Raw genomic sequence first — 26,227 nt, forward strand, 5'->3', positions numbered from 1 at the left:
TCAGAACGCCTGGCCGATGCCGGCATAGATGCCGAAATGCGGATCGCCCGGATCGCGGTTGAGCGGCACGGCGGCGTCGATGCGCAGCGGCCCGAACGGCGTGATGTAGCGCAGGCCGACGCCGGCGCCGACCTTCACATCCGAGAAATCGGGGAAGGATCTGGTTGAGACCGTGCCGGCATCGACGAACGGCACGATGCCGATCGTGTCGGTGACGCCGATGCGCATCTCGACCGAGGTTTCGAAGAAGGAGAGGCCGCCGATCGGCTGGCCGTCGATGTCCTTCGGGCCGATGCCCTGGTAGGAATAGCCGCGCACCGAGCCGCCGCCGCCGGAATAGAAGCGCCGGTCGGCCGGCACGTTCTGCAGCCCGGTACCGACGATCGAGCCCAGCGTTGCGCGCTCGGCCAGCACGAACCTGCTTGCCGTGTCGAGCGACTGGTAAGTGTAGCCCTCGCCCTTCAGCTTCAGGAAGGTCGCGCCGTTCAGTATGTCGTAGCTCGGCTCGGCATAGGCGAGGAAGCGGAACCCTCTGGTCGGGTTGAGCTTGTCGTCTCGACTGTCATAGACATATTGCAGCGGCACGCTGGCGATCAGATAGGTATGCTTGCCGAAGGCGTCGGTGATCCTCGAATAATCGAGGTCGAATTCGGCCGAGACCCGCTGCTTCTTGTCGAGGTCGTAGGAAACGCCGACGTCGCCCTTGACCGAGAAATGGTCGTAGGCGTCAGGGTGTTCGAACACCGTCTTGATGCCGGTGAAGAATTTCGACGTCGGCCCGAGCACGCCCGGCTTCTCGAACATGACGCCGGCATTGTAGTTGAGCGCGGAAATGCTGTTGCTGCCGATGCCGCTGATGGAGCCGTCGATACGCAGCTTCTCGGCTTGGCCGAACAGGTTGCGGTGTCCCCAATAGCCTTCGAGCCCCAGGCCTTCCGTGTTCGAGAAGGTGCCGCCGATGCCGAAGAAGCGCGGCTTGCGTTCGCTGACCTGGACATCGATCGGGATGTTGCCGTTGGCGTCGAGGCTGTCGCCTTCCTTGACGGTCACGCTGTTGAAGACTTCGAGCCCGAGCAGCCGGTCGCGGGCATCGTCGATCTCCTGCGGCGAGTATTGCTGGCCCCGCTTCAGCCCGGTCATGTATTCGGTGAAGTTCCGGTCGACCTTTTCGGTGCCCTCGACCGTCGTGTCGCCATAGCCGGCGACCGGGCCGGCAGCCACCGTCAGCGTGACGTCCAGCGTCGAGCTGGCGTGTTCGGCGACGATCTCGCGGTCTGTGACCTTTGCAAGCGGCCTGCCCTCTTCCTTCAGCGCCCGCACAATCAGAGCCTCGGCCTTCAGCACCGCGCCGGAGCCGGCATCACCGCCGGCGATCAGCCCGAAGTCGGCGCTGGCCAACCCTGCCGCGTCGCCCTTCAGCCGGATGTTGCCCAGCGTGAATTTCGGTCCGGCGGCAACACTCACGACCACGGGAATAGGCTGAGGCCCTTTGAACTCGGCATCCGGCGGCAACTCGTCGATCGACTTACCGTCGATGGTGATGGTGACCACGCCTTCGTAGCGGGCATCGGCATAGAGCGCGGCGACGAGCTGCTCGCGGTCCCCGCGCGCCTTGGCCATCAGGCCGAGCGATCCGGACACCGGATGGTCCTCGTCGCCCTTCAGGGACGAGGCGCTTTCGAGCCTCTTGACCAGATCCTTGTCGGCGTCCGGCGCATCGATGGTCACCGAATAGCGCAACGGATCGACAATATCGGCATCCTCGTCCTTGGACGAGCCCCAAAGCTTGATGCCGAAAATCTCGAAAGCCGCTGCCGGCCGTATCTCGCCGGCCAGCGCGGTCGAGCAGATGAGCGCGAAAAGCAGGGCGCGCGGAAGCCCGCGCCCTGGCGCGAACCCTCCTGACATCTGCGTTTCATGCGCCGGCATTAAGACAACCTAGTCGACAAAACTAAAATTGGAATGAAGTTCCGAAACGTTCGTAAAGGGGCCACAATCCAATTGTCTGAAATAGACCGGGCTTGGAATTCACACCTTTTACCTTTTCGCAAGAAAGTGTGATCCGTCTCACAGAGGTTCTGTCGAAATACCGGCCTTTGGCCGGCGTGGAAACTGTTCGCGGGTGATAAACCTGCGGCGCCCCGGCGTTGACAAGCCTGTCCGAAGCTTGATCATGCCCGGACGCTGGCGATGCTGGAGGGTGGTATGGCAATGCGCGCGGCTCGTGGTCTCTCTTTCCTTCTCCTTATCTTTTTCGCCCCTGTCTTCCTCGCATCGGGCGGGGCGGCTTTTGCGGCCGAAGCCCGGCGGATAGTGACAACCGACAATTCCGACTATTTCGGCTTCGACCTGCGGTCGGAGCAGAATGTCAGCCTCGACCAGTGCAAGACCACCTGCCTCGGCGATCCCGCTTGCCGTGCCTTCACCTACAACACCAAGGCAAAGTGGTGTTTTCTCAAATCCGACTATAACCAGCTGAAATCCTTCACCGGCGCCGTCGCCGGCAAGGTCGCCAATGTCGACGGCGACCCCGATATCGGCGCCCCGCCGGCGCTGGCCTTTTTCCCGAACTGGATGGCCGACCAGGCCCAGCAGTTCCGCAACAAGCTGACCGATCCGGCCTATGACAAGCCGACGGAAGGGCTTTCCGCCCTGCAGGCCGCCGCCGAACAGGCAGCGCTGACCGGCGATCATCGCCTTGCCATGCAGAAATACCAGGCCGCGGTCTCTGTGCTGCCCGATGACGGCGCGCTGTGGCTGGCGCTGGCGCGCGAAACGCTGGCCGTGCAGCCAGCTTCCAACACCACCGAACCCGCGACTTTCCCGATGAACGCCACCTCGGCGGCCTTCAACGCCTACCAGCTGGTGCGCACGGCAAAGACCCGCGCCGAGGCGTTGGCGCTGCTTGCCGCCGGCCTCGACAAGCGCGATCTCTACCGGCCTTCGCTGCAGGCCTATGAGGCGAGCCTTGCGCTGGTGAGCTCGCCGGCCGTGCAGGCCGACTATGCCGACCTCAAGGCACGCAAGGGTTTTCGCGTCGTCGAGCACACCGTCGATGCCGATTCCTCCTCGCCGCGCATCTGCGCCCAGTTTTCCGAGGAACTGGTCAAGGCCGGCGTCGACTATTCGCAGTTCGTGACCGTTGACAACGCCCCGCCCAAGGCCGTGGAGGCCAAGGACAAGCAAATCTGCGTCGAAGGTCTGGAACACGGCCAGCATTATGACGTGACCTTCCGCGCCGGCCTGCCGGCCGCGGTCGGCGAAACGATCGCCGCGCCCGTGGTGTTGTCGATCTACGTTCAGGACCGCGCTCCGTCCGCCCGCTTTACCGGCGACAGCTTCGTGCTGCCGGCCGGCGCGCGCCGCGGCGTTCCGGTCGTTACCGTCAACATGAACGCCGCCAAGATGACGCTCTACCGTATCGGCGATCGCTCGCTGGCGCAGCTTCTGTCGGGTTACCAGTTCCTGCATCAGCTCGACGGCTACGATATTTCCACCATTTCCGACCAGATGGGCTCGGCCGTCTGGTCCGGCACGCTCGAAATCGCCAATGATCTCAACAAGGAAGTGACCACCTCTTTCCCGGTGGATGAGGCGATCCCGCAGCGCAAGCCCGGCGTCTATGTGCTGACCGCGCAGCCCGTCGATGACAAGAGCGACGATTATGGTTCGCGCGCCACGCAGTGGTTCGTCGTCTCCGACATCGGCCTTTCCACCTATACCGGCCAGGACGGCCTCAACGTCTTTGCGCGTTCGCTGGGCTCGGCCAAGCCGATTTCCGGCGCCGAATTGACGCTGCTTGCCAAGAACAACGAGATCCTCGGCACGGCGACCACAGACGCCGAGGGCCACGCCGTCTTCAATCCAGGCCTGACGCGCGGCGAAAACGGCATGGTGCCGGCTGTGCTGATGGCCAAGCAGGGCGACAACGACTTCGTCTTCCTCGATATGGCCAAGGCCGGCTTCGATCTGTCGGATCGTGGCGTCGAGGGACGTGCCTCGCCTGGCGCGCTCGACGTCTATGCCTGGACGGAGCGCGGCATCTACCGCGCCGGCGAGGATGTGCATGTCGCAGCCCTTGCCCGCGACGGCGCCGCCAAGGCGGTCGAGAACCTGCCGCTCACCTTCATCTTCACCCGTCCCGACGGCGTCGAGAACCGCCGCATCGTCAGCAATGGCGAGTCCGCCGGCGGCCATGCCGTCGACCTGCCGCTCGAGGCCAACGCCATGCGCGGCACCTGGACGGTGTCGATCTACACCGATCCCAAGCAGGCGCCCGTCGCCAGCCAGATGTTCCTGGTCGAAGACTTCGTCCCGGATCGCATCGAATTCGACCTGACCGCCGACAAGAAGGAGATCGCCCAGGGCGAGACCGCCAACGCCACCGTCGATGGCCGCTTCCTCTACGGCGCGCCGGCCGCGGGCCTTGCGCTCGAAGGCGAGATGACGCTGTCGACCACAAGCACCTGGGACAGCTTCAAGGATTTCACCTTCGGCCTGGCCGACGAGCAGTCGAGCGAGCCGACCGTGACGCCTCTCGCCAACCTTCCCTTGGTCGGCGATGACGGCAAGGCGACCTTCCCGGTCACCATCGACCAGTTGCCGTCGACCACCAAGCTGGTCAACGCCAAGGTCACCGTGCGCATGCGCGAGGCCGGCGGCCGCGCCGTCGAACGCTCGCTCGACATCGGCGTTCGCCCGCAGCGGGACGTCATCGGCATTCGCCCCGATTTCGAGGGCGATGAGGTGCCGCAAGGCGGGACTGCCAAATTCAGCATCATCGCCGTCGACCCGAATGGCAAACGCGAGGAGCTGAAAGGCGCTCAGTGGTCGCTAGTCAAGGTCGAGCGCAATTATCAGTGGTACCGTTCCAACAATTCCTGGAACTACGAGGCGGTGAGCCTCACCAAGGCCGTTGCCAATGGCGCGGTCGACCTCAAGGCCGATGGCGAGGCGAGCGTGTCGCTGCCCGTCGACTGGGGCCGTTACCGGCTTGAGGTCGAGACCGCCGATCCGGACGGCCCGGCGACCAGCTATGAGTTCGATGCCGGCTGGTATGTCGCCTCGACCACCACGGAGACGCCCGACGGCCTCGAGATCGCCCTCGACAAGGACGACTACGCCGCCGGCGAAGTCGCCAAACTGAAGGTCTCGCCGCATTTTGCCGGCGAGCTGCTGGTCACCATCGGCGCCGAAAAGCTTTTGAAGACCGTCACCGCTTCCGTGCCGGCCGGCGGCAGCACCGTCGACATCCCGGTCGGCGACGACTGGGGCGCCGGCGCTTATGTCACGGCGACCTTGTTCCGACCCGGCGATGCGCAGGAATCGCGCATGCCGGCCCGCGCCATCGGTGTCAAATGGCTGGCGGTCGATCCCGGTTCGAAAAAGCTGGCAGTCACCTTGACGCCGCCCGAAAAGACCATGCCGCGCCAGCAGCTGTCGATCCCGATCGCCGTCAACGGCGCTCAAGCCGGCAGCAACGCCTATGTGATGGTGGCTGCCGTCGATGTCGGCATCCTCAATCTCACCAACTACAAGGCGCCCGATCCGGAGGATTGGTTCTTCGGCCAGCGCATGCTGGGTCTCGAGATCCGCGACCTCTACGGACGCCTGATCGACGGCTCGCTCGGCGCTATGGGCAAAATACGGACTGGCGGCGACGGCGCCAACATGCAGGCGCAAGGCAGCCCGCCGACCGAAAAGCTGGTCGCCTTCTTCTCCGGTCCCGTCGAGCTCGACGCCAACGGCAAGGCGCGGGTCGATTTCGACATCCCGCAGTTCAACGGCACCGTGCGCGTCATGGCTGTCGCCTGGACCAAGGATGCGGTCGGCCATGCCCAGACCGACGTCATCGTTCGCGATCCGGTGGTGATCACGGCCGGCCTGCCGCGCTTCCTGGCGCCGGGCGACGCGGCGACCATGCGCCTCGACATCGCCGATACCGATGGCCCGGCCGGCGACTACGCCCTGTCGGTCACTACGACCGGCGATCTTTCGACCGGCGACAAGCCCCTGCCTCAGAAGCTGACGCTCGCCCAGGGCAAGCGGCAGTCGCTCACCTTCCCGCTGGTCGCGAAGACCGCGGGCGACGCCTCGGTCACCGTCAAGCTCGCGCATGCCGACGGCACGGAGGTCGAGCAGACGCTCTATCTGCCTGTGCGCCCGGCGCAGCTTCCGGTCACCAACCGCATGGTCGTCGACCTGAAGCCCAATGGCGGCTCGCTGCGCGTTGACAAGGAGCTGCTGGCCGCGAGTGTGCTCGACGGCGCTTCGGTCAGCGTCGGCGTTTCGCAGTCATCCGCGCTCGACGTGCCGTCGCTTCTGATGTCGCTCGACCGCTATCCCTATGGCTGCGCCGAGCAGACCACCAGCCGCGCCATGCCGCTGCTCTATGTCAACGACATGGCCAAGAGCATCGGCATGGAAAGCGATCCGGACCTGCATGGCCGCATCCAGGATGCGATCTACAAGGTGCTGTCCTATCAGGCGGCAAGCGGCAGCTTCGGCCTGTGGGGTCCGGGCTCCGGCGATCTGTGGCTCGATGCCTATGTCACCGAGTTCCTGACCCGGGCGCGCGAGCAGAAGTATGACGTTCCGGCGCTGGCGATGAACCAGGCGCTGAACAACCTGCAGAACTCGCTCGGCTACGACCAGGACGTCCAGGATAGGGGCAGCGAGATCGCCTATGCGCTCTACGTGCTCGCCCGCAACAAGAAGGCCTCGATCGGCGATCTGCGCTACTATGCGGACACGCAGCTCGAAGCGTTCTCCAGCCCGATGGCGGTTGCCCAATTGGCGGCAAGCCTCGCGCTCTATGGCGACACGCAGCGTTCCGAAGCGACCTTCCAGACGGCGCTGCGGCTGGCGCAGTCGGAGACCGACTACGACTACTACCGCTCGGACTACGGCTCGCGACTGCGTGACGGCGCGGCGATGCTGGCGTTGGCGGCGGAAGCGAAGCCGGTGCCCGGCATCATGCCGCAGTTGATCAAGCTGGTGGGAGTGGCACGCGCCGATGCCCGCTGGACGAGCACGCAGGACGAATCCTGGATGCTGCTCGCCGCGCGGGCGCTGAAGGAAGGCAATGATTCCATTACGCTTTCCGTCAACGGCGCGCCGCATTCGGGCGGCTATTCCGACCAGGTCGCCGGCAGCGACCTCGTCGACAGCCCGCTGACCATCGCCAACACCGGCGCGACGCCGCTGCAGGCGGTGGTGACCGCGGTGGCCGCGCCGGTCGAGCCGTTGCCGGCCGGCGGCGACGGCTTCACCATCCAGCGCAGCTACTACAAGCTCGACGGCACCGAGGCCAATGTCACCGAAGCCAGGCAGAACGAGCGCTACGTGGTCGTGCTCAAGGTCTATGAGCAGAACAAATGGCCGTCGCGGCTCTTGATCACCGACCTGTTGCCGGCCGGCTTCGAGATCGACAATCCGGGCCTGGTTTCCAGCGCGCAATTGTCGAACTTCTCCTGGCTGGCGCAGACCGACGCCGCGCATCTGGAATTCCGCGACGACCGCTTCGTCGCCGCCTTCAATCCAAACGAAGGCGACGGCGACCGCAACATCATGCTGGCCTATGTCGTGCGCGCCGTGACGCCCGGCACCTACGCCCATCCGGCGGCGACGGTGGAAGACATGTACCGGCCGCAATATTCGGCGCGCACCGCCACCGGCGTGATGGAGGTGAAAGCGGAATAGTGGTGAAAGGTCGCCGGAATCCCCTTCTCCCCGTCACTATACGGGAAGAAGGTGCCGGCAGGCGGATGAGGGGCGGCGTCATGCTCTCCAAGACATTCCTCAGACGAACCGCGATCGCGGGCGCCAGCCTCGCCGGCTTCGCGGCCCTTTCCATCGCCTCGCTCTGGGAACTCGACCGCGCCTTCCCGCCGCCCTTGCCGGCAAAGCTGGCGGTCTCGACGGAGGTCCAGGACCGCGACGGCCAGCTGCTGCGCGCCTTCGCCACGCCGGACGGCTACTGGCGGCTCGAAACCCGCCTCGACCAGGTCGACAGAGAGTTCGTCGACATGCTGGTCACCTACGAGGACAAGCGCTTCTGGGACCATCGCGGTGTCGACCTCCTGGCGCTCTGCCGCGCCGCCGGCCAGCTCGTCACCAGCGGCCATATCGTGTCCGGCGGCTCGACCTTGTCGATGCAGCTTGCCCGGCTGATCGAGCCGCGCGACAGCCGCAGCCTCGGCTCCAAGATCAAGCAGGTGCTGCGCGCCATCCAGATCGAACGGCGGCTGTCCAAGCGCGAAATCCTCGAACGCTATCTGACGCTGGCGCCCTATGGCGGCAACCTCGAAGGCGTTCGCGCCGCCTCGCTCGCTTATTTCGGCAAGGAGCCCAAGCGGCTCACCGTCTCGGAGGCCGCCCTCCTCGTCGCGCTGCCGCAACTGCCGGAAAAGCGCCGGCCCGACCGCAACCTCGACACCGCCCATGCCGCGCGCGACCGCGTGCTCACCCGCATGGTCTCGGCCGGCCTGCTCGGCGAACGCGAAGCCGCGCGCGCAGCGCTGGATGATGTTTCCGGCCTGCGCCGCAAGCTGCCGGCGCTGGCCGCACACGCCTCCTACGCCATGCTGCCCAGGGCCGTTCCCGGCCAGCCGCTGCAGCTCACAATTCGCAAGAGCGTGCAGCAGGGGCTGGAACAGGTGGCAAGGGATGCCGCCAGGAAGCTCGGTCCAAAACTTTCGATCGCCATGGTCATGGCCGATGCGCGCACTGGCGACATTCTCGGCGAAGTCGGCTCCGCCGATTTCTTCGACGCCAGCCGTTCCGGCTGGATCGACATGACCAAGGTGGTGCGCTCCCCCGGCTCGACGCTGAAACCCTTCATCTACGGCCTTGCCTTCGAGCAGGGGCTGGTGGCGCAGCAAATGATCATCGAGGACAGCCCCGCCGATTTCGGCGGCTACCGTCCGAAGAACTTCGACATGGGCTACCAGGGCGACGTCTCTATCCGCCAGGCGCTGCAATTGTCGCTCAACGTGCCGGCGATCCGCGTGCTCGATGCGGTCGGCCCGGCGCGGCTGACGGCACGGTTCCGCCAGGCCGGTGTCAACCCGATCCTGCCCGTCAACGAGGCGCCGGGCCTGGCAATCGGCCTCGGCGGCGTCGGTGTGACTTTGCGGGATCTGGTGCAGCTCTATACGGGGCTCGCCAATGGCGGCAAGATGCATACGCTGCATGACGGCACCGAGCCCGCCAATGCCGAGCGCATCACCGCCACCATCCTCGACGACCAGGCAGCCTGGCAGATCGACGATATCCTCTCCGGCGTGAAGCCGCCGGAAGGCGCCATGCAGCGCGGCATCGCCTACAAGACCGGCACCTCCTACGGCTATCGCGATGCCTGGTCCGTCGGTTTCGACGGCCGCTATGTGCTGGGCGTGTGGGTGGGCCGCGCCGATGCCGGCCCTGTCCCTGGCCTGTCGGGCTATGTCTCGGCAGCACCCATCCTGTTCGAAGGCTTTGTCCGTTCCGGCCTTGCCAGCGTGCCGCTGCCCAGCCGGCCGCCGGGCGTCTTCAACCCCAAACGCGAGGAATTGCCGGTGACGCTGGCCCGCTTCGGCGCCGGCGCCGACGGCCTGGTCCAGGCCACCGCCACCGAGCCGGCACCGACCATCATCTTCCCGCCCAACGGCGCTCGCGTCGATCTCGGCACCAATTCGGCCGACGCCACGCCGCTGGTGCTGAAACTGCAGGGCGGCCGCGCACCGTTCCGCTGGCTCGCCAACGGCAAGCCGCTCGCCGGCATCGACCGGCGCCGCACCGCGACGTGGCAGCCAGACGGCACCGGCTATTCGACGCTGACGGTAATTGATGCCGCTGGTCGGGCGGCCAGTGTGAAGGTGTTCGTCGAATAAGATGCGGCAAGCGATTCAGGGGATTGCGCTTCTCCGCCTGATGTATGGCGCGAGGCACCCCCCTCTGGCCTGCCGGCCAGAGGGGGGTGCCTCGCGCCGTACTTCTCTGGCTGGAGCTGCCATGGCTGCAACGCTGGCTCTCCTATCCGCAACCGCCCTCCCAGCCAACGCCGATCCCCTGCCCGCCGGCTTCGTCAGGCTCTCCGATATCGACCCGACCATCCGCCAGGACATCCGCTATGCCGGCCTCGAGAACTTCCTGCACCGCAAGGCCGATGGCTATGACGCGCCAGTCTGCATCCTGACCGCGCAGGCAGCGAAGGCGCTTTCCAGCGTCCAGAAAGCGATGACCGCCAAAGGACTGACGCTGATCGTCTTCGACTGTTACCGCCCGGTGCGCGCGGTCGCCGACATGGGCAGATGGACAAGAGATGGCGGCCCGCCCGACCCGCAATGGCATCCCACGGTCGAACGCGGCGATCTCATCGCTAAGGGCTATGTCGGCGAGCTTTCCAGCCATTCGCGCGGCTCGACGGTCGACCTCGCTGTCGCTGAAGCCGGCAAGAAAAGTCCAGTTCATCCAACCTGCGGTGCGCCGGACGGCGGCACGCTCGATTTCGGTACCGGTTTCGACTGCTTCGATCCGATGAGCAAGACGGCGCACCAGCCTCTCCCCACCGAAGCGGCAGCGAACCGCAAGATGCTGCTTGTCGCCATGCGCGCCGCCGGCTTCCGCAACTATGCGCGCGAATGGTGGCATTTCACCCTGGCGAAAGAGCCGTTTCCCAAACAGCGCTTCGATTTTCCCGTCACTGCCAACTGACACGCCCGGGCTTGTCTTGACCCCGACCGCTTCTAATTAGGCCGGCTGATGAAGAGCCACACGGCCGATGGATGAGGAAGTTATTTCCTCAAACGGACCAAGCTCGGCGAAAAATTGCTTCGAGGAGGTGAAAAAGGCAACATTCAATGCATCTAAATTCTATAAACTCGGTAGAGTTCGCAGCAGTTCAACGGAGACGGAAATGACCAACCCTCATTTCAGGAAACTGCTCGGCGCGCTGGTCGCCACATCTGTCCAGTTCGGCACGCTCGGTTTCGCGTTTGCCGATACGACTATCCTGAACGTGTCTTACGACCCGACACGTGAGCTCTATAAGGCCTATGACGAGGCCTTCGCGGCGCACTGGAAAGCCGAGACCGGCGAAACGGTCACCATCCAGCAATCGCATGGCGGATCAGGTGCTCAGGCCCGGGCGGTCATCGACGGCCTCGACGCCGATGTCGTGACGCTGGCGCTCGAAGGCGACATCAACGCCATCGCCTCGAAGACGAAGAAAATCAACCCGGACTGGCGCACGAAGTTCGAGAACAATTCAGCGCCGTACACCTCGACCATCATCTTCCTGGTGCGCAAGGGCAATCCCAAGGGCATTCACGACTGGAGCGATCTGGTGAAGGACGGCGTGCAGGTGATCACGCCGAACCCGAAGACTTCGGGCGGCGCGCGCTGGAACTATCTCGCAGCCTGGGCCTATGCCAACGCCAATGACGGCAATGACGAGGCCAAGACCAAGGAGTTCGTAGGCAAGCTCTATGCGAACGTCCCGGTGCTCGATACCGGCGCGCGTGGCTCAACGGTGACCTTCGCGCAGAAGGGCCTGGGCGACGTGCTGATCGCCTGGGAGAACGAGGCCTATCTCGCGCTCGACGAATTCGGCGCCGACAATTTCGACATCGTCTACCCGCCGACCTCGATCCTGGCCGAGCCGCCGGTCGCGGTCGTCGACGCCAATGTCGATGCGAAGGGCACGCGCAAAGTGGCGGAGGCGTATCTGGGCTGGCTCTATTCCAAGGACGCCCAGACCATCATCGCCAAGAACCACTACCGACCGGCCAAGCCCGACCTAGTGCCTGCCGAGGATCTCGCCAAGCTGCCGGCGATCAAGCTGGTCACCATCGACGATCCGCAATTCGGCGGTTGGAAGAAGGCGCAGCCTTATCATTTCGGCGACGGTGGTATATTCGACCAGATCTACAAGCCGGCGCAGTGAGGCCGGACGGCCGGTGAGCCTCACGGGCATGCCGGCCGAACGCGACTGCGCGAAGCCATTCTGGTTTGAATAGAAGGGACGATCCAGAACAGCATGACCACAGCACCCGCCAAGGCGGGGTGGCGATTCAGACAGCCGAGTGTCATTCCGGGTTTCGGATTGACGCTCGGCTTCTCGCTTGCCTACCTCACGCTCATCATCCTCATCCCGCTGTCGGGTCTGGTCTGGCGTTCAGCCGCGCTCGGCTGGGCCGATTTCTGGGCGATCGCCGTCGACCGACGCACCCTCAACGCGCTGAAGATAAGCTTCGGCACCGCCTTCCTGGCGGCTGCCGTCAACGTCGTGTTCGGCACCATCGTCGCCTGGGTGCTGGTCCGCTACCGTTTCCCCGGCCGCCGCATCGCCGACGCGATGGTCGACCTGCCCTTTGCCCTGCCTACGGCCGTCGCCGGCATCGCGCTCACCACGCTCTATGCGCCGAATGGCTGGATTGGCCAGCTTCTGATGCCGCTCGGCATCAAGGTCGCCTATACGCCGCTCGGCATCGTCATCGCGTTGGTGTTCATCGGCCTGCCCTTCGTCGTGCGCACCGTTCAGCCGATCATGGAAGAGATCGACAAGGAGGTCGAGGAGGCCGCCGCCACGCTTGGCGCCAACCGCTTCCAGATCATCACCCGCGTGCTCTTCCCGGGACTAGCGCCGGCCATCATCACCGGCTTCTCGCTCGCTTTCGCGCGCGGCGTCGGCGAATACGGCTCGGTTATCTTCATCGCCGGCAACCTGCCCTTCAAGTCCGAGATCGCGCCGCTTCTGATCGTAATCAGGCTCGAGGAATACAATTACGAGGCGGCGACCGCGATCGCCGCGATCATGCTGGCGCTGTCCTTCCTGATGCTTTTGGTCGTCAATCTCGTCCAGACATGGAGCCGCAAGCGCTATGGCTGATCCCGAGATCAAATCCTACGAGCCGCACCACGAGAGCCAGTCGGCGGCGGTGACCGAAAGCCGGCCGGTGCGCTGGGTGGTGATGGGGACGGCCTTCGTCTTCCTCGCCGTCTTCCTGCTTTTGCCGCTGATCGTCGTGTTCCATGAGGCGCTGGCCAAAGGCATAGGCGCCTACACGGAAGCCCTTTCCGGCCCCGACACGCGCTCCGCCATCCGCCTGACATTGCTTGTGGCGGCGATCTCGGTGCCGCTCAACGTCATCTTCGGCATCTCGGCCGCCTGGGCGATCGCCAAGTTCGAATTCAAGGGCAAGGCGTTCTTGACCACCCTCATCGACCTGCCCTTCTCGGTGTCGCCGGTCATCTCGGGCCTGGTCTATGTGCTGCTGTTCGGCGCGCAAGGACTGCTCGGCGAGTGGCTGAGGGCACATGGCATTGTCATCCTCTTCGCCGTGCCCGGCATCGTGCTGGCTACCATCTTCGTCACCTTCCCCTTCGTCGCGCGCGAGCTCATCCCGCTGATGCAGGAACAGGGCAATGGCGACGAGGAGGCCGCGCTCTCGCTTGGCGCCACCGGCTGGCAGGCCTTCTGGTATGTGACGCTGCCCAACGTCAAATGGGGACTGCTCTATGGTGTACTTCTGTGCAACGCGCGCGCCATGGGCGAGTTCGGTGCGGTCTCGGTGGTGTCGGGCCACATACGCGGCCTCACCAACACCATGCCGCTGCATGTCGAGATCCTCTACAACGAGTACAACGCCGTCGGCGCCTTCGCGGTCGCTTCGCTGCTTGCCGGCCTGGCGCTGGTGACGCTGGTCTTGAAAACACTTCTCGAGATGCGCTACGGCGCCGAGATCGCCGCGACACGCGGACATTGAATGCATGTCGCCCAAAAGTGTCAGCGGTTTTGGGGACAACGACATGCATCAACTGATTGAATGCATGTCGCCCAAAAGTGTGTAGCGGTTTTGGGATAACGACATGCATCAACTAACTGAGGTCAATTTATGGAAGTTCGCGTTGCCAACGTGCGCAAGGAGTTTGAGCGGTTTCCGGCGCTCCACGACGTGTCGCTCGACATCAGGTCGGGTGAGCTCATCGCGTTGCTTGGGCCGTCGGGCTCCGGCAAGACGACGCTGCTTCGTCTGATCGCCGGCCTGGAGCGGCCGACCAGGGGCGCCATCTTCTTCGGCGACGAGGACGCCTCGCAGAAGTCGATCCAGGAGCGCAATGTCGGCTTCGTCTTCCAGCACTACGCGCTGTTCCGCCACATGACGGTGGCCGACAATATCGGCTTCGGCCTGAAGGTCCGGCACGGCGCCACGCGGCCGTCGGCGCAGGAGATCCGCCGCCGCGCGTCCGAACTGCTCGACCTCGTCCAGCTGTCGGGGCTGGAGAAGCGCTATCCGGCGCAGCTTTCCGGCGGCCAGCGCCAGCGCGTGGCTTTGGCCCGCGCCATGGCGATCGAGCCCAGGGTTCTTTTGCTCGACGAACCGTTCGGTGCATTGGATGCGCAAGTGCGCCGCGAGCTGCGCCGCTGGCTGCGCGAGATCCATGACCGCACCGGCCACACGACCGTCTTCGTCACCCATGACCAGGAAGAGGCGCTGGAGCTCGCCGACCGTGTCGTGGTCATGAGCCAGGGCCGCATCGAGCAGGTCGGCACCGCCGACGATATCTACGACACGCCGAACTCGCCCTTCGTCTACTCCTTCATTGGCGAATCCAGCTCGCTGCCGGTCAAGGTCGAGAACGGCGAGGTCTGGATCGCCGACCGGCCGATCGGGCTGCAGGCGCCGCATGCGCCGCCCGGCGAGGCCGTTCTCTACTTCCGCCCGCACGACGTCGAACTGCTCGACGGCTGCAGCGGCTGCATCGCCGGCACGGTTGCCGCGAGCCGTCGCGTCGCCGGCACGAGACGCGTCGAGCTCGAAATCGGCGGCGAGCGGCAGCGTGTCGAGATCGAACTGCCGGTCGACCATCCCGCGGCGCAGAAGAGCCGCGTCGCTTTCAGGCCGCGGCGCTGGAAGCTTTTTCCGGTTTCCTGACGCATCTTTCCGCCCAACGTCCCTCAGGCGTCCAGCGATGGCGCCACCATGAATCCGCCTGGAAGAAAATCCTACCAAGGGCCGTTTTCGGCGAGATATTTTCCAAGCCTCCGCTCGCCTCTCGGAGCGCGTGCCTCGTCGGACCAGGCTTTCCCCACTATGGTCGCGCCATAGCTTCGACCATTTCCAAGGAGCCTTTTTTCATGAAGCGTCTATTGCTCGGCATTGCGGCTGTTGCCGGTCTCGTCCTCGCGTCCTCCCAAGCCTGGTCGGCCGACAAGCTTTTGAATGCATCTTATGACGTCGGCCGCGAGCTGTTCGCCGACATCAACAAGGCCTTCATCGCCAAGCACCCCGGCGTCGCCATCGATCAGTCGCATGCCGGCACTTCGGCGCAGGCACGCGCCATCGCCGAGGGACTTGGCGCCGATGTCGTCACCTTCAACCAGGTCACCGACGTCGACTTCCTGGTCAAGAAGGGCCTCGTCTCCGCCGATTGGCAGAAGGATTTTCCGGACAACGCCTCGCCCTTCTATTCGCTGCCGTCCTTCCTGGTTCGCGCCGGCAATCCCAAGCACATCAAGGACTGGAGCGACCTAGTGCGAGACGACGTGCAGGTGATCTTCCCCAACCCGAAGACATCAGGCAATGCGCGCTATACCTATCTCGCCGCTACCGCCTACGCCAAGGAAGCCTTCAAGGGCGACGACGCCAAGGTGAAGGAGTTCATCACCAAGCTCTTCAACAACGTGCCGATCTTCGACACCGGCGGCCGCGCCGCCACCACCACTTTCGTCCAGCGTGAGATCGGCGACGTGCTGATCACCTTCGAGTCGGAGACGCGCGGCATTCGCAAGGAATATGGCGACGACAAGTTCGAGCAGGTCACGCCTTCGGTCAGCCTGCTGGCCGAGTTCCCGGTGGCGATCGTCGACAAGGTCGCCGACGAGCACGGCAGCCTCGATCTCGCCAAGTCCTATCTCGACTTCCTCTACACGCCCGAGGGTCAGGACATCGCCGCCAGCAACGGATTGCGGGTTCGCGACGCGACCGTGGCGGCGAAATATAAGGCCGACTTTCCCGATGTCCGGCTGCTGACGGTGGAGGAGGTTTTCGGTGGTTGGGACAAGGTGCAGAAAGAGCATTTCGCCGCCGGCGGGCTGCTCGATCAGGCCTATGGCAGCCGCTGAAAAAGGCTCCACGATCAGGAAGAGCAAGGAGGCCGGCTTTGCCGGCTTTCTTCCGTGCAGGCGAAGCTGCATGAGTTCGCGGGAAATCCCGACCCCAACGTGAAAAACGTTACGAAGAATCAACGCGTTTATGCCTAAGCTGCACCGGCAAATTGTTGGTCCAGAGGGCGTTCGGCGGTCAAACTGTCATGATTTGCACACAAACAACCGCCAGATGCAGGCGCATTGGGGTTTGATGAACTGAATCGGGCATGCTGACCAAAAAAGGCAAATACGGCCTCAAGGCCCTCGTGCATCTTTCCAGCCTACCGGCTGGCCAGCTTGCATTCGTCAACGACATCGCGGTAGCCAACAACATCCCGAAGAAATTCCTGGATGCGATCCTGGGCGAGCTGCGCAACGCCGGTTTCGTCCAGAGCCGCAAGGGCAAGGAAGGCGGTTACCGCCTCGCCCGGCCCGCTTCCGAAATCAAGATCGGCCATGTCGTGCGCGTGCTCGATGGGCCGCTGGCGCCGATCCCTTGCGCCAGCCGCACGCAATACCAGCGCTGCGAGGACTGCGACGAGGCCACCTGCCAGGTCCGCCACATGATGCTGGAAGTGCGTCAGGCCATCGCCGAGGTGCTCGACAACCGCAGCCTCGCCGCCATGCGCGACGCCGACAATGACGATTTCCCGGCGGAGCTCACTTCCCAGATTTAAAGCGATCCGAGAAAAATGTTGGGACCGGCGACTTCGCCGTAGCCTTCCGTCCGGAGTTGCGCTGAAAGAGAAGCCGCCCGGCTCGGCTTGTCGGCCTCGGTTGCCAGTCCGCCGCGGACGCAGTAAAGCGGCTGGAGGATGAAACGGGGCTCTGACGCATGAGGCTGCCTTGGCTTGGCAATTCCCGCAAGGCCAGCCGGCAACCATCATCGAGCGACATCTATCAAACCGAGATCACTGCCGACGTTGCGGTGCCGGAACGCAATGAGTGCGTTCGCTTCTTCAGCCGCAGGGTCGTCCGCCCTGGCAAATTGCGTCGCTTTTCCAATCGGGACCTGCGCGAGAGCCTGCTGTCCTGTTTCTATCTCGGTGTCGCCGCGATGCTGCCTGTCTCCTGGTGGGGACCCATCTGCCGCTGGGTTTCCAGGCTCAGGCGCAGGCGCCACTTTCGCAAGGAGTTCGCCCGTTACGATGTCGCGGTGAAGGCCGTGCTCGGCGATGCCGTCGACACGCGAGAAATGTTCGAGGCACAGCTTGCCGCCGTTCACCGCCGGCGGCTGTCGCTTGCGGCGCATCTCGTGGCAGGCTGGCGCTGGGCGCCGGCGATCCGGCTGGAAGGCCTCGAGGGTTTGCAGCAAGCCGTGCGCAAAGGGCGCGGCGCCATCATATGGTGTGACCAGTTCACGGCGCAGACGATCATGGGCAAGCGCGCGCTGCATGAGGCCGGTGTCGATGCCCATCAAGTGAGCGCGCAATACCACGGCTTCTCGCCAAGCAAGTTCGGCTTTCGCGTCATCAATCCACCACTGGTCAAGGTCGAGAACCGCTTCCTGAAAAGCCGGATCGTCTTTGAGCGTACCGATGCCTATCAGGTCACCACGCGCATCCAGAAGACCCTGAAAGCAAATGGCGTGGTGTTGATGACCAACACCGTCTATGCCGGCTCCGCCTTCACCGAAGCGGCGATGGGCGAGCGTGGCTGGACCCACCTCGCCTCGGCGCCGGCAAACTTCGCCGCGCGCGCCGGCGCGGCGCTGTTTCATATGGCGACCATCGAGACGATCCCCTTCCGCCAGTATCGGGCGATCGTCAGCGAACTGAACGCAGGCCCGCAGGCGCCCGCACCGCCGGCAAAGGACACGACGGCCAAGAACCTCGCCGTTCAGGCCGGATACATCCTGTCGAAGCGCGACCATATGCTGGAAACGATCAAGCTGTGTCCGGAGCAGATGATGGCCTGGTCTAGCGCCGTGAGGCTGACCGAGCGGCCGACTGAAGCCGCGATCGGCAACGATGGCGCCTGAGGCGTCTAATAACCGCTCTACTCGATAGTCTCCCTCACGATCTCGGCAACCGTTCGCGTTCCGTCGACCGTCACAGCCCGTTCGTCCGCGGCAGGCTCTTCCAGCGTGGCGAACTGGCTGTCGACCAGGCTTGCGGGCATGAAATGGCCCTTGCGACTGGCGACCCGCCGCCAGGCGGTTTCGCGATCGATCTTCAGATAGAGGAAGACGATGCCGGGGCAGAAGCGGATCAGCCGGTCGCGGTAGGCGCGCTTGAGCGCCGAGCAGGCCGCCACCGCTTTCCGTCCGTCGGCAATGGAGGTCGCGATACGCTCGCCTACGGCGTCGAGCCAGCCCTCGCGCAGCGCGTCCGTCAGCGGCTCGCCACGCGCCATGCGCGCCACGTTTTCCGGCGGATGCAACCTGTCTCCTTCGATGAAGTCGGCGCCCAGCGCCTTGGCGAGCGCCTCGCCGACGGCCGTCTTGCCGCATCCGGCAACGCCCATCACGACGATAGCCGGCGCCGTCCGAAGATCGCTCATGCGAAACCCTGGGGTCTGCTGTCTTGCGCTTTCTTCATTCACGGTCAGCGGCTTGCCGGCGCGCGCCCGTAGAGCAGGAGCATGGCGACGATGACGACGCCATAGATGATCTGCCTCCCCGCCTCCGGCATCTGCATGACCGAAAGGATGGATTGCAGGAGCGTGATCAGGATCACGCCGGCCACCGTGCCGAGATAGGAGCCGCGTCCGCCGAGGATCGAGGTGCCGCCCAGCACCACGGCGGCGATCGACGGCAGGAGATAGGCATCACCCATCGACTGGGCCGCCTTGGAGGCATAGCCGGCCAGAAGAACGCCGCCAAAGGCGGAGAGCCCGCCCGAAACCGCGAAGGCGATCATCACCACGCGCCTGGTGTCGATGCCGGAAAGATAGGCGGCGCGCTCGCGGTTACCGATGCCGTAAACGCTGCGGCCAAAACCGGTGCGGGTCAACACGAACACCATGGCCGCGCCGATCACCGCCCAGATGATGACGGCATTGGGCACACCCGGAATGGCAAAGCCGGTGGCGAGATAACGCATGGCGCCGGTCGCCGAATCCTGCGGCGAGAAACCGCCAGTGTAGACCACCATCAGCCCCTGCGCGACGGCGTTGGTGGCAAGCGTCACGATCATCGAGGGGATGCGCAGATAGGCGACGCCGATGCCGTTGACGATGCCGATCATGATACCGCAGCAGATGCCGAACGGGATGGCAAGCGCCGCGCCGACCGGGCCGTAGGCCGCGGCAGCGGCCGCCATCATGGCGCCGACCGCCACCGACCATGGCACCGACAGATCGATCTGGCCGAGCAGGATGACCAGCATCATGCCGGTGGCGATGACGCCGAGGAACGACGCCACCTTGAGCTGCTGTAGCAGGTATTCCGGTGACAGAAAGCTGCGCGAATAGAGGCTGCCGAGGAAGAGCAGCAGCACGATGCAGGCAAAGGCGGTGACAACGGCCGGATCGGCGCGGCGGATGAATTTGGGCATGCGCCCGGCGATGCCGCCGATGGTCGTCTCGCTCACAGGAACCACTCCAGCCGGTTGCGGACCCGAAACAGGGCGAAGGCGCCGAGGCTGACCGCGATCAGCAGGATAACGCCCTGGAACAGCGGCTGCCAGAGCGGGTCGAAATCGAAGACGAACAGCAGGTCGCCAATGGTGCGGAAGGCGAGCGCGCCGAAGATCGCGCCGATGGCACTGCCCTTGCCGCCGAACAGCGAAACGCCGCCGAGCACGACGGCGGCGATCGAAAACAGCGTGTAGGCGTTGCCGCTGGCATAGGCTGCGTCGCCCGTATAGGTGAAGAAGGTCAGGAACAGCCCGCCGATCGCCGCCAGCAACCCGGCAAGCGCGTAGGCGGCGAACTTGCCGCGCCGGATCGGCACGCCGGACATGTAGGCCGCCGTCTCGGAAGAGCCCGCTGCATAAGCCGCGCGGCCGAGCACCGAACGGCTAAACGGCACCCAGACGATCAGCACCACGGCGAACAGTGCGACGAGGCTCGCCGGCACGACGCCGAACAGGCGCCCGGTGAGCGCATCGGCCAGATCCTCATTGACCGAGCCGCCCGGGAACGGCCTGAGCAGCAGCGCGATGCCGAAATAGACGGCACCGGTGGCGATCGTCGCCACGATCGGCTGCAGGCGGCCATAGATGACGATGGCGCCGTTGATCGCACCGCACAGCAGGCCGGTGCCAAGCACCGCGACGACCCCGAAGGCGGTCTCGAGACCGGTGCCGATGACCAGCCAGGAGGCGAGGCAATTGGTCAGCGTGAAGATCATGCCGACGGAAAGGTCGATCCCTGCGGTGATCACCACCAGTGTCTGCGCCATGGCGACGAAGGCGAGCAGCACGCCCTTGTTGGAGGCCGTCTGCACGACATTGGCGGTAAAGCCCGCCGGATGGTTCGCGGTGTAGATCGCGAACATGACGATGAAGATGGCGAGCGCCAGCAGCGTTCCGCGTTGTTCGGCAAGCCAGTAGCGCCAATCCTTCACGCGTCCGCTCCGTGCCTAGGGGTGGCGTCGCCGCCATGGATGTTGAGGGCGCTGGCGATCAGCGCCCGTTCGGTGATCCCGGTACCGACCAGCTCGCGCTTGACCGCGCCGTCATAGAGCACCAGCACCCGGTCGCAGCAACCGATCAGCTCGTCATAGTCGGTCGAGTAGAACAGGATCGCCGCACCCGCATCCGCCAGCTTGCGCATCAGTTGGTAGAGCTCCTGCTTGGTGCCGACATCGATGCCGCGTGTCGGGTCGTTGAGTAGGATGATGCGCGGCTGGCGCATCAGCCATTTGGCGATGACAACCTTCTGTTGGTTGCCACCCGACAGCGCGCCGACCGGAATGTCGAGGCCCGCCGTTTTGATCGCCAGCAGCCCTACCACGTCGTCGATCAGCCGCTGTTCGGCGGCGCGGTCGATGATGCCGGCTTTGGACAGCCGGTCGAGAGCGGCGAAAGAGAGGTTTTCGCGCACCGTCATCGGCAGCATCAACCCTTCCGTCTTGCGGTCCTCGGGGATCAGCGCCATGCCGATATGGTCCTCGCGCGCGGCCGCCGGGCTGGCGATCGCCACCGGCTTGCCATCGATCAGGATCTCTCCGGAGAGGCCGCGCAGCACGCCGAAGAAGGCGAGCAGCAACTCGCGCTGGCCCTGGCCGTCGAGGCCACCGAGGCCCACCACCTCGCCGGCCGCGACGGTCAGCGAGACATTGTCCAGCCGGTCTGTCCACGACAGCTTGCGCGCTTCGAGCACCGGGGCGATGGCCGCTGGCAGGCGCACTGGCTTGGGCGGAAAAATATGGCTGTATTCGCGCCCGATCATCAGCTCGACAACCTCATTGTCGCTCTTGGAACCGGCGGCATAGCTCGCGACATTGCGGCCGTTGCGGAACACGGTGCACTGGTCGGCCAGCTCGGCGATCTCGTTCATCCGGTGCGAGATGTAGAGCAGCGCCAGCCCCTCCTCCCGCAGCCGCTTCAGCACGCCGAAAATCTTGGCGACATCGGCCGCGGTCAGCGCCGAGGTCGCCTCGTCGAGGATCAGGATGCGCGGCTTGCGAGCGAGCGCCTTGGCGATCTCGACCATCTGCCGTCTGGAAAGCGGAAGATCCTTGACCAGCGCCAGCGGGTGGATGTCGGCGGCGCCTGCGCGCGCCAGCGCCTCTTCCGCGATGCGCCGCTGCGCCTTGCGGTCGATCATGCCAAAACGCGTCGGCGGGTTGGAAATGATGATGTTGTCGGCGACGCTCAGTTCGGGGACGAGCGACAGTTCCTGGAAGATGCAGACGATGCCGGCCTGGTTGGCGGCGGCCGGCGAAGCGAAGCTCACCTCGCTTCCGTCGAGCATCATACTGCCCTCATCGGGCGCGACGACGCCGGCCATGACCTTGATCAGCGTCGACTTGCCGGCGCCGTTTTCGCCGAGGATGCCGTGGATGCTGCCGGGCATGACCGAAAGCTCGGCCTTTTCCAGCGCCCGCACGCCACCGTAGCGTTTGGATATGCCTTCCATGCGGAAGAGCGGAACCGCACCGTCCATCGGTCCTCCAGGGCAGCTTGCAATCGAGATGGCGGGAACCCGGCGCCGCGAAGCATCTTCGCGGCGCCAGTCGGTCAGCTCATTGGTCCGCCTTGGTCTGGCCCATGATTTCCTGCGCGGTGAAATTGATGCCGCAGGTCGGGAAGGAATTGCCGACGAAGAAATTGTCGGACTGATCGGGGAAGAAATCCTGACCCGCCTTGAAGTTGGGATCCTCGACGATCGCCAGCGGCAGCTTGACCGACTGCGGCACGACATTGCCTTCAAGTGCCGAGATCGCCGTCTTGATGGCGACCGCCACCTGGGCAGGACCGGTGCCGGCCGATGAGCATTTGAGTCCGTCCGCCGCATGCGCCGCGCAGAATTTGCGGAAGCCGTTCTCGGTTTCGCCGCCGAACGGCACGAACGCATGCTTGGCGTCGATCATCGCCTGAACGATGCCGGTGTCACCCCCCTGGCCGGTGATACCGACGAACGGACCATTGGTGGCGATCGCGTCAGCCGTAACTTTTTGCGCCGTCGGGTCATCCCACTTGCCGGCGACTTCGGTGACGTCCCATTTCTTGCCCGAGGCATCGAAGGCCTCATGGATACCATTGTGGCGATCGGTATCGACCGACGTGCCGGCAACGCCGCGCACTTCAAGTATCTTGCCGCCATCCGGTATATGGTCGATTAGCCATTTGCCCCACAGCGCGCCCAGACCCTTCTGATCGACGTTGACGTTGATGGCGTCCTTGGTGTCGAGGATGTTGTCGAAGGCGACGAGGATGACGCCGGCTTCCTTGGCGCGCTTGATCACCGGTCCGAAGGCGGTCGGGTTCTGCGCGTTGACGACGATGGCGTCGTAGCCGGAATCGATGAAGTTGTTGATCGCCGAAATCTGCGCCGGGACATCTTCACCGGTCGATACGACCTTGAATTCCTTCAGCTTTGCCGCGACGTCCTTCTGCGCGGCGTAGGCCTTGGCCGTCTGGATCATCTGGATGCGCCAAGTGTTGGCAATATAGCCGTTGGCCAGCGCGACGCGGTACGGGCCGTCCTTCTTGGGGAACTTGAAGAATTGGGTATCGGCGGCCCAGGGCGCAAAGCAGTCCGGCTCGGCGGCCGGTCCCTTGACGATTTCGGGGCCCGCGGCTATCGCCGCCGAGCTCAACATGACGAATGCAGTGGCGGCAACGATGCCACCAACGAGTGACTTGATCATCGATATTCCTCCCAGTTGCAGTTCTGATTTGTTTGTTGGCTGCAGTACAATTGAGGCTTTTGCCCAAGCACCTCCTGCCTTGGCCCGCCGCAGTTTCAGGCGGTCAACGCCGACTTGATCCCCTCCCCCGTCGCTCCCTCAAGCGGCTACGAAAACTATCATATTATCCATAATAAACAAGAAACATTCTGTCGCTTATGTATAATAAACAGGATTGCTTCTCTTGTGAGTTTTCGCGAGCTCGGGATGGTAGCGCTACCAATAAGGGCTGTAAAGTCTCATTTCAGCGAACTCTAAGATGCTCAGCGGGCAGTGCTCTCGCGGCGCTTGAGCTCGAAGCCGAGATCGACGACCCGCTCCTGCGGCCTGCCTCCGGCGATTGCCGCCAGCGCCATGGCCACCGCGCGCCTGCCGATTTCATAGCGGTGAGTGCGGATGCTGGTGATCGAGGGAAAGGCCACCTGCATCATGTCGAGATCGTTGAAGCCGACGATGCCGATCGTCTTCGGCACATGGATCGCGGCGCGGTGGCATTCGAACAGCACACCGAGCGCGATGTCGTCATTGTTGCAGAACACGCCGTCGAGCGTCGGAACCTTGGCAAGGGCATCTCGGAACAGTTCACGGCCAAGCGACACGCTGGACGGCACCGGCGTGGTGGTGATCAGGCGCGGATCGAACAGGCCGGCTTTTTCCATGGCGGTCCGATAGCCGGCCAGGCGCCGCTGCGAGCGCGGATCCATGCGGGCGCCGATGAAGCCGACGCGGCGATACCCCATCTCGATCAGGTGCTCGGTCGCTGTCCTGCCGCCGTCGAGATGCGAAAAGCCGACCATCATGTCGATGGGATCGGGTCCGGTCTCCATCACCTGCACCACCGGGCAGCCGGCATTCTCGAGCAGTTTTCGCGAGGCTGGCGTCTGGTCGATGCCGGCCACGATCAACGCCGCCGGCCGCTGTGGGCCGAACACCTGTAGGAGCCGCTCCTCCTCCAGCCCGGAATAATGCGTGTTGCCAAGCTGGATGCGGAACGGACTGTCCGACAAGCTGTCATAGATGCCGCGCACCACTTCGGCGAAGACGTTGTTGGTAAGCGAAGGCACCAACACGCCGAATACCTCCGCGCGCGCAGAGGCGAGCGCGCGCGCGTTGGGGTCAGGAACGTAGCCGAGCTCGGCGACCGCGGCCTGTATCTGCCGGCGAAGGTCTTCCGAGACCCGCCCAGGCTCGCGCAGCGCACGCGACACGGTGATCGCGCCGACACCGGCCTTGCGCGCCACGTCGGCAATGGTTGGGCGGCCACCGCCACGGCGGGAGCGCGGCTTGGTCACGGCCTTGTCCCCCCTTCTTCGGCGCGCGGCTGCAACGTCAGGATCGGCATCCGTGTCATCGCCACCAGTCAGCTTTGCCGATTGGGGTCGCGCATGCGTCCGCCATTGTCAAGCAACCCGACTTCGGCGCCTAGGTGAGCCGATCCGTCAGGCAATCGCCACGGCGCTGCGGTTGGCTTTCCACATCAACAGTGCGATGGCTGCGAGGTTGACGAGGTTCCAGCCAATTCCGTTCAGGAAGGCGGCGGCATAAGAACCGGTGAGGTCATAGATCCAGCCCGACATCCAGCCGCCCACCGCCATGCCGAAGATCGTCGCCATCAGCACGATGCCGACACGCTGGCCGGCTTCCTTTGCCGGCATATAGTCGCGCACGATGATCGCATAGCAGGGCACGATGCCGCCTTGCGACAGGCCGAATACCAGCGAAACGACATGGAGCGAGGCGAGCCCGTCGAACGGGATGTAGAAGAACAGCGACAGGCACTGCAGCGCCGAGCCGATCAGCAGCGTCTTCACCGCGCCGATGCGGTCGGCGAGGAACCCCGAACCGATCCGGCTGATGACACCGGCCGCCAGCATGATCGACAGCATGTCGGCGCCATGCGCGACGCCGTAGCCGAGGTCCATGCAGTAGGCGACGATATGCACCTGCGGCATCGACATCGCCATGCAGCAGCCGAAGCCGGCAATCACCAGCAGGATCTGCAACTGCGTGGGCGACAGCGAGATCGGCTGCACCGGCCGGCCGCGCGACGCGCCGGTGATCCCCTCATGCGGCGCGCGCCGTCGCAACAGCAGGACCAGCGGCACCATGGTGACGAGGCAGATGACCCCGATCGCCGCATAGGTGAAGCGCCAGCCATGGCCTTGCATCACATAAGGCATGACCGTCGGCCAGATCGCCCCGGCAACGTAATTGCCTGACGCCGCCACCGTCACCGCGACGCCACGGCGGCGGTTGAACCAGTGCGAGACGTCGGCGATCAGAGGCCCGAAGATCGCCGAACAGCCGACACCGATTAGCAAGCCTTGAGCAAGCGTGACGCCCAGGATCGAATTGGCGAGCGATGCCAGCAGAAACCCCGCGCCAAGCGCCACGGAAGCGGCGAGCGCCGGTATCCAGTATCCAAAACGATCGATGGCGCGTCCGATCAGCGCGTTGCCGGCGGCAAAGCCGACCATGGTCGCGGTATAGGGCATCGATGCGGCGGCGCGATCAACGCCGAATTCGGCCTGCACCGCGGGCAGGACCACGACCACCGCCCAGGTGCCGACACCGCCGATCGTCGCCAGCAGCAAGGAAATGCCAAGCCGCGTCCATGCGTAGAAGCTGTCGACGCCGGCGCTGCTTGCGGCATTTCCTGGGACTGTCGTCACCGGTGTTTCCTGTCCGCGATTTCTTCGAGATCGGGTGTTTGAGCCACTATCGGCGCATTTCCCGAGCCGAGCAGCGCCACGGCGGGCAAATCGGTGGCTCCAGAAGCGGAACCCGCCATACCC

The 26,227-nt window shown here is 64.5% G+C and carries 18 protein-coding genes; 10 read left to right on the top strand and 8 right to left on the bottom strand.

What is annotated here, in order from left to right; translation table 11 throughout:
* Positions 1-1,929, bottom strand: a complete 1,929-nt coding sequence (locus YU3_RS0118235; protein WP_027167606.1) for an autotransporter assembly complex family protein — start codon at positions 1,927-1,929, stop codon at positions 1-3.
* A 276-nt stretch (positions 1,930-2,205) separates the two neighbouring features.
* Here YU3_RS0118235 and YU3_RS0118240 point away from each other — a divergent pair, with 276 nt between their 5' ends.
* The 10 genes from YU3_RS0118240 (at position 2,206) to YU3_RS0118285 (ending at position 18,113) form a co-directional block, all read left to right on the top strand.
* Positions 2,206-7,701, top strand: coding sequence for an alpha-2-macroglobulin family protein (locus tag YU3_RS0118240; RefSeq protein ID WP_027167607.1), 5,496 nt, complete (start codon positions 2,206-2,208; stop codon positions 7,699-7,701).
* Positions 7,702-7,781: 80 nt separating this feature from the next.
* Entirely contained in the window at positions 7,782-9,872 is a 2,091-nt protein-coding gene (gene pbpC / locus YU3_RS0118245) for a penicillin-binding protein 1C (protein WP_027167608.1), read from the top strand.
* A 121-nt stretch (positions 9,873-9,993) separates the two neighbouring features.
* Positions 9,994-10,695 (top strand): M15 family metallopeptidase, encoded by a 702-nt coding sequence (locus YU3_RS0118250; protein ID WP_036258850.1) that lies wholly within the window; start codon positions 9,994-9,996, stop codon positions 10,693-10,695.
* Positions 10,696-10,897: 202 nt separating this feature from the next.
* Entirely contained in the window at positions 10,898-11,926 is a 1,029-nt protein-coding gene (locus YU3_RS0118255) for a sulfate ABC transporter substrate-binding protein (protein WP_027167610.1), read from the top strand.
* A 93-nt stretch (positions 11,927-12,019) separates the two neighbouring features.
* Complete coding sequence (cysT, locus tag YU3_RS0118260; RefSeq protein WP_027167611.1) at positions 12,020-12,871, top strand: sulfate ABC transporter permease subunit CysT; 852 nt, start codon at positions 12,020-12,022, stop codon at positions 12,869-12,871.
* A complete protein-coding gene (cysW, locus tag YU3_RS0118265) occupies positions 12,864-13,748 on the top strand; it encodes a sulfate ABC transporter permease subunit CysW (protein ID WP_036258853.1) in 885 nt (294 codons plus the stop codon). The genes cysT and cysW overlap by 8 nt, the downstream gene beginning before the upstream one ends.
* 129 nt (positions 13,749-13,877) lie before the next feature.
* Positions 13,878-14,918: a sulfate/molybdate ABC transporter ATP-binding protein gene (locus YU3_RS0118270; protein WP_027167613.1), complete on the top strand. Its 1,041-nt coding sequence runs from the start codon at positions 13,878-13,880 to the stop codon at positions 14,916-14,918.
* Between the two features lie 203 nt (positions 14,919-15,121).
* Complete coding sequence (locus YU3_RS0118275; RefSeq protein ID WP_027167614.1) at positions 15,122-16,108, top strand: sulfate ABC transporter substrate-binding protein; 987 nt, start codon at positions 15,122-15,124, stop codon at positions 16,106-16,108.
* 251 nt (positions 16,109-16,359) lie between these two features.
* Positions 16,360-16,809 carry an Rrf2 family transcriptional regulator gene (locus YU3_RS0118280; RefSeq protein ID WP_027167615.1) on the top strand — a complete coding sequence of 150 codons (450 nt, stop codon included), beginning with the start codon at positions 16,360-16,362 and terminating at the stop codon, positions 16,807-16,809.
* Between the two features lie 158 nt (positions 16,810-16,967).
* Positions 16,968-18,113, top strand: a complete 1,146-nt coding sequence (locus YU3_RS0118285) for a hypothetical protein (RefSeq protein WP_027167616.1) — start codon at positions 16,968-16,970, stop codon at positions 18,111-18,113.
* A gap of 17 nt (positions 18,114-18,130) precedes the next feature.
* On the opposite strand, the gene YU3_RS36740 is transcribed toward YU3_RS0118285, so the two are convergent.
* The 7 genes from YU3_RS36740 to YU3_RS0118320 all read right to left on the bottom strand — a co-directional run bounded on the left by YU3_RS36740 (position 18,131) and on the right by YU3_RS0118320 (position 26,104).
* A complete protein-coding gene (locus tag YU3_RS36740; protein WP_036258857.1) occupies positions 18,131-18,634 on the bottom strand; it encodes a gluconokinase in 504 nt (167 codons plus the stop codon).
* Positions 18,635-18,678: 44 nt separating this feature from the next.
* Positions 18,679-19,665, bottom strand: coding sequence for an ABC transporter permease (locus tag YU3_RS0118295; protein ID WP_027167617.1), 987 nt, complete (start codon positions 19,663-19,665; stop codon positions 18,679-18,681).
* The gene (locus YU3_RS0118300) at positions 19,662-20,642 is read right to left on the bottom strand and encodes an ABC transporter permease (RefSeq protein WP_027167618.1); all 981 of its coding nucleotides are present in this window, start codon (positions 20,640-20,642) and stop codon (positions 19,662-19,664) included. Before YU3_RS0118300 ends, YU3_RS0118295 begins: the two co-directional genes overlap by 4 nt.
* Positions 20,639-22,186, bottom strand: coding sequence for a sugar ABC transporter ATP-binding protein (locus YU3_RS0118305; protein WP_027167619.1), 1,548 nt, complete (start codon positions 22,184-22,186; stop codon positions 20,639-20,641). The genes YU3_RS0118300 and YU3_RS0118305 overlap by 4 nt, the downstream gene beginning before the upstream one ends.
* Positions 22,187-22,265: 79 nt before the next feature.
* Positions 22,266-23,393: a sugar ABC transporter substrate-binding protein gene (locus tag YU3_RS0118310; RefSeq protein ID WP_027167620.1), complete on the bottom strand. Its 1,128-nt coding sequence runs from the start codon at positions 23,391-23,393 to the stop codon at positions 22,266-22,268.
* 302 nt (positions 23,394-23,695) lie between these two features.
* Positions 23,696-24,724, bottom strand: a complete 1,029-nt coding sequence (locus YU3_RS0118315) for a LacI family DNA-binding transcriptional regulator (protein ID WP_027167621.1) — start codon at positions 24,722-24,724, stop codon at positions 23,696-23,698.
* Between the two features lie 147 nt (positions 24,725-24,871).
* Entirely contained in the window at positions 24,872-26,104 is a 1,233-nt protein-coding gene (locus YU3_RS0118320; RefSeq protein WP_027167622.1) for an MFS transporter, read from the bottom strand.
* Positions 26,105-26,227: the final 123 nt, after the last annotated feature.

It is taken from the genome of Mesorhizobium sp. WSM3224 (assembly GCF_000427725.1).
GTDB lineage: Bacteria > Pseudomonadota > Alphaproteobacteria > Rhizobiales > Rhizobiaceae > Mesorhizobium.

Excerpts from the sequence above, each read along its gene's own strand:
- YU3_RS0118235 (WP_027167606.1), bottom strand. The coding sequence starts at position 1,929 with ATGCCGGCGCATGAAACGCAGATGTCAGGAGGGTTCGCGCCAGGGCGC.
- YU3_RS0118240 (WP_027167607.1), top strand. The coding sequence starts at position 2,206 with ATGGCAATGCGCGCGGCTCGTGGTCTCTCTTTCCTTCTCCTTATCTTT.
- pbpC (WP_027167608.1), top strand. The coding sequence starts at position 7,782 with ATGCTCTCCAAGACATTCCTCAGACGAACCGCGATCGCGGGCGCCAGC.
- YU3_RS0118250 (WP_036258850.1), top strand. The coding sequence starts at position 9,994 with ATGGCTGCAACGCTGGCTCTCCTATCCGCAACCGCCCTCCCAGCCAAC.
- YU3_RS0118255 (WP_027167610.1), top strand. The coding sequence starts at position 10,898 with ATGACCAACCCTCATTTCAGGAAACTGCTCGGCGCGCTGGTCGCCACA.
- cysT (WP_027167611.1), top strand. The coding sequence starts at position 12,020 with ATGACCACAGCACCCGCCAAGGCGGGGTGGCGATTCAGACAGCCGAGT.
- cysW (WP_036258853.1), top strand. The coding sequence starts at position 12,864 with ATGGCTGATCCCGAGATCAAATCCTACGAGCCGCACCACGAGAGCCAG.
- YU3_RS0118270 (WP_027167613.1), top strand. The coding sequence starts at position 13,878 with ATGGAAGTTCGCGTTGCCAACGTGCGCAAGGAGTTTGAGCGGTTTCCG.
- YU3_RS0118275 (WP_027167614.1), top strand. The coding sequence starts at position 15,122 with ATGAAGCGTCTATTGCTCGGCATTGCGGCTGTTGCCGGTCTCGTCCTC.
- YU3_RS0118280 (WP_027167615.1), top strand. The coding sequence starts at position 16,360 with ATGCTGACCAAAAAAGGCAAATACGGCCTCAAGGCCCTCGTGCATCTT.
- YU3_RS0118285 (WP_027167616.1), top strand. The coding sequence starts at position 16,968 with ATGAGGCTGCCTTGGCTTGGCAATTCCCGCAAGGCCAGCCGGCAACCA.
- YU3_RS36740 (WP_036258857.1), bottom strand. The coding sequence starts at position 18,634 with ATGAGCGATCTTCGGACGGCGCCGGCTATCGTCGTGATGGGCGTTGCC.
- YU3_RS0118305 (WP_027167619.1), bottom strand. The coding sequence starts at position 22,186 with ATGGACGGTGCGGTTCCGCTCTTCCGCATGGAAGGCATATCCAAACGC.
- YU3_RS0118310 (WP_027167620.1), bottom strand. The coding sequence starts at position 23,393 with ATGATCAAGTCACTCGTTGGTGGCATCGTTGCCGCCACTGCATTCGTC.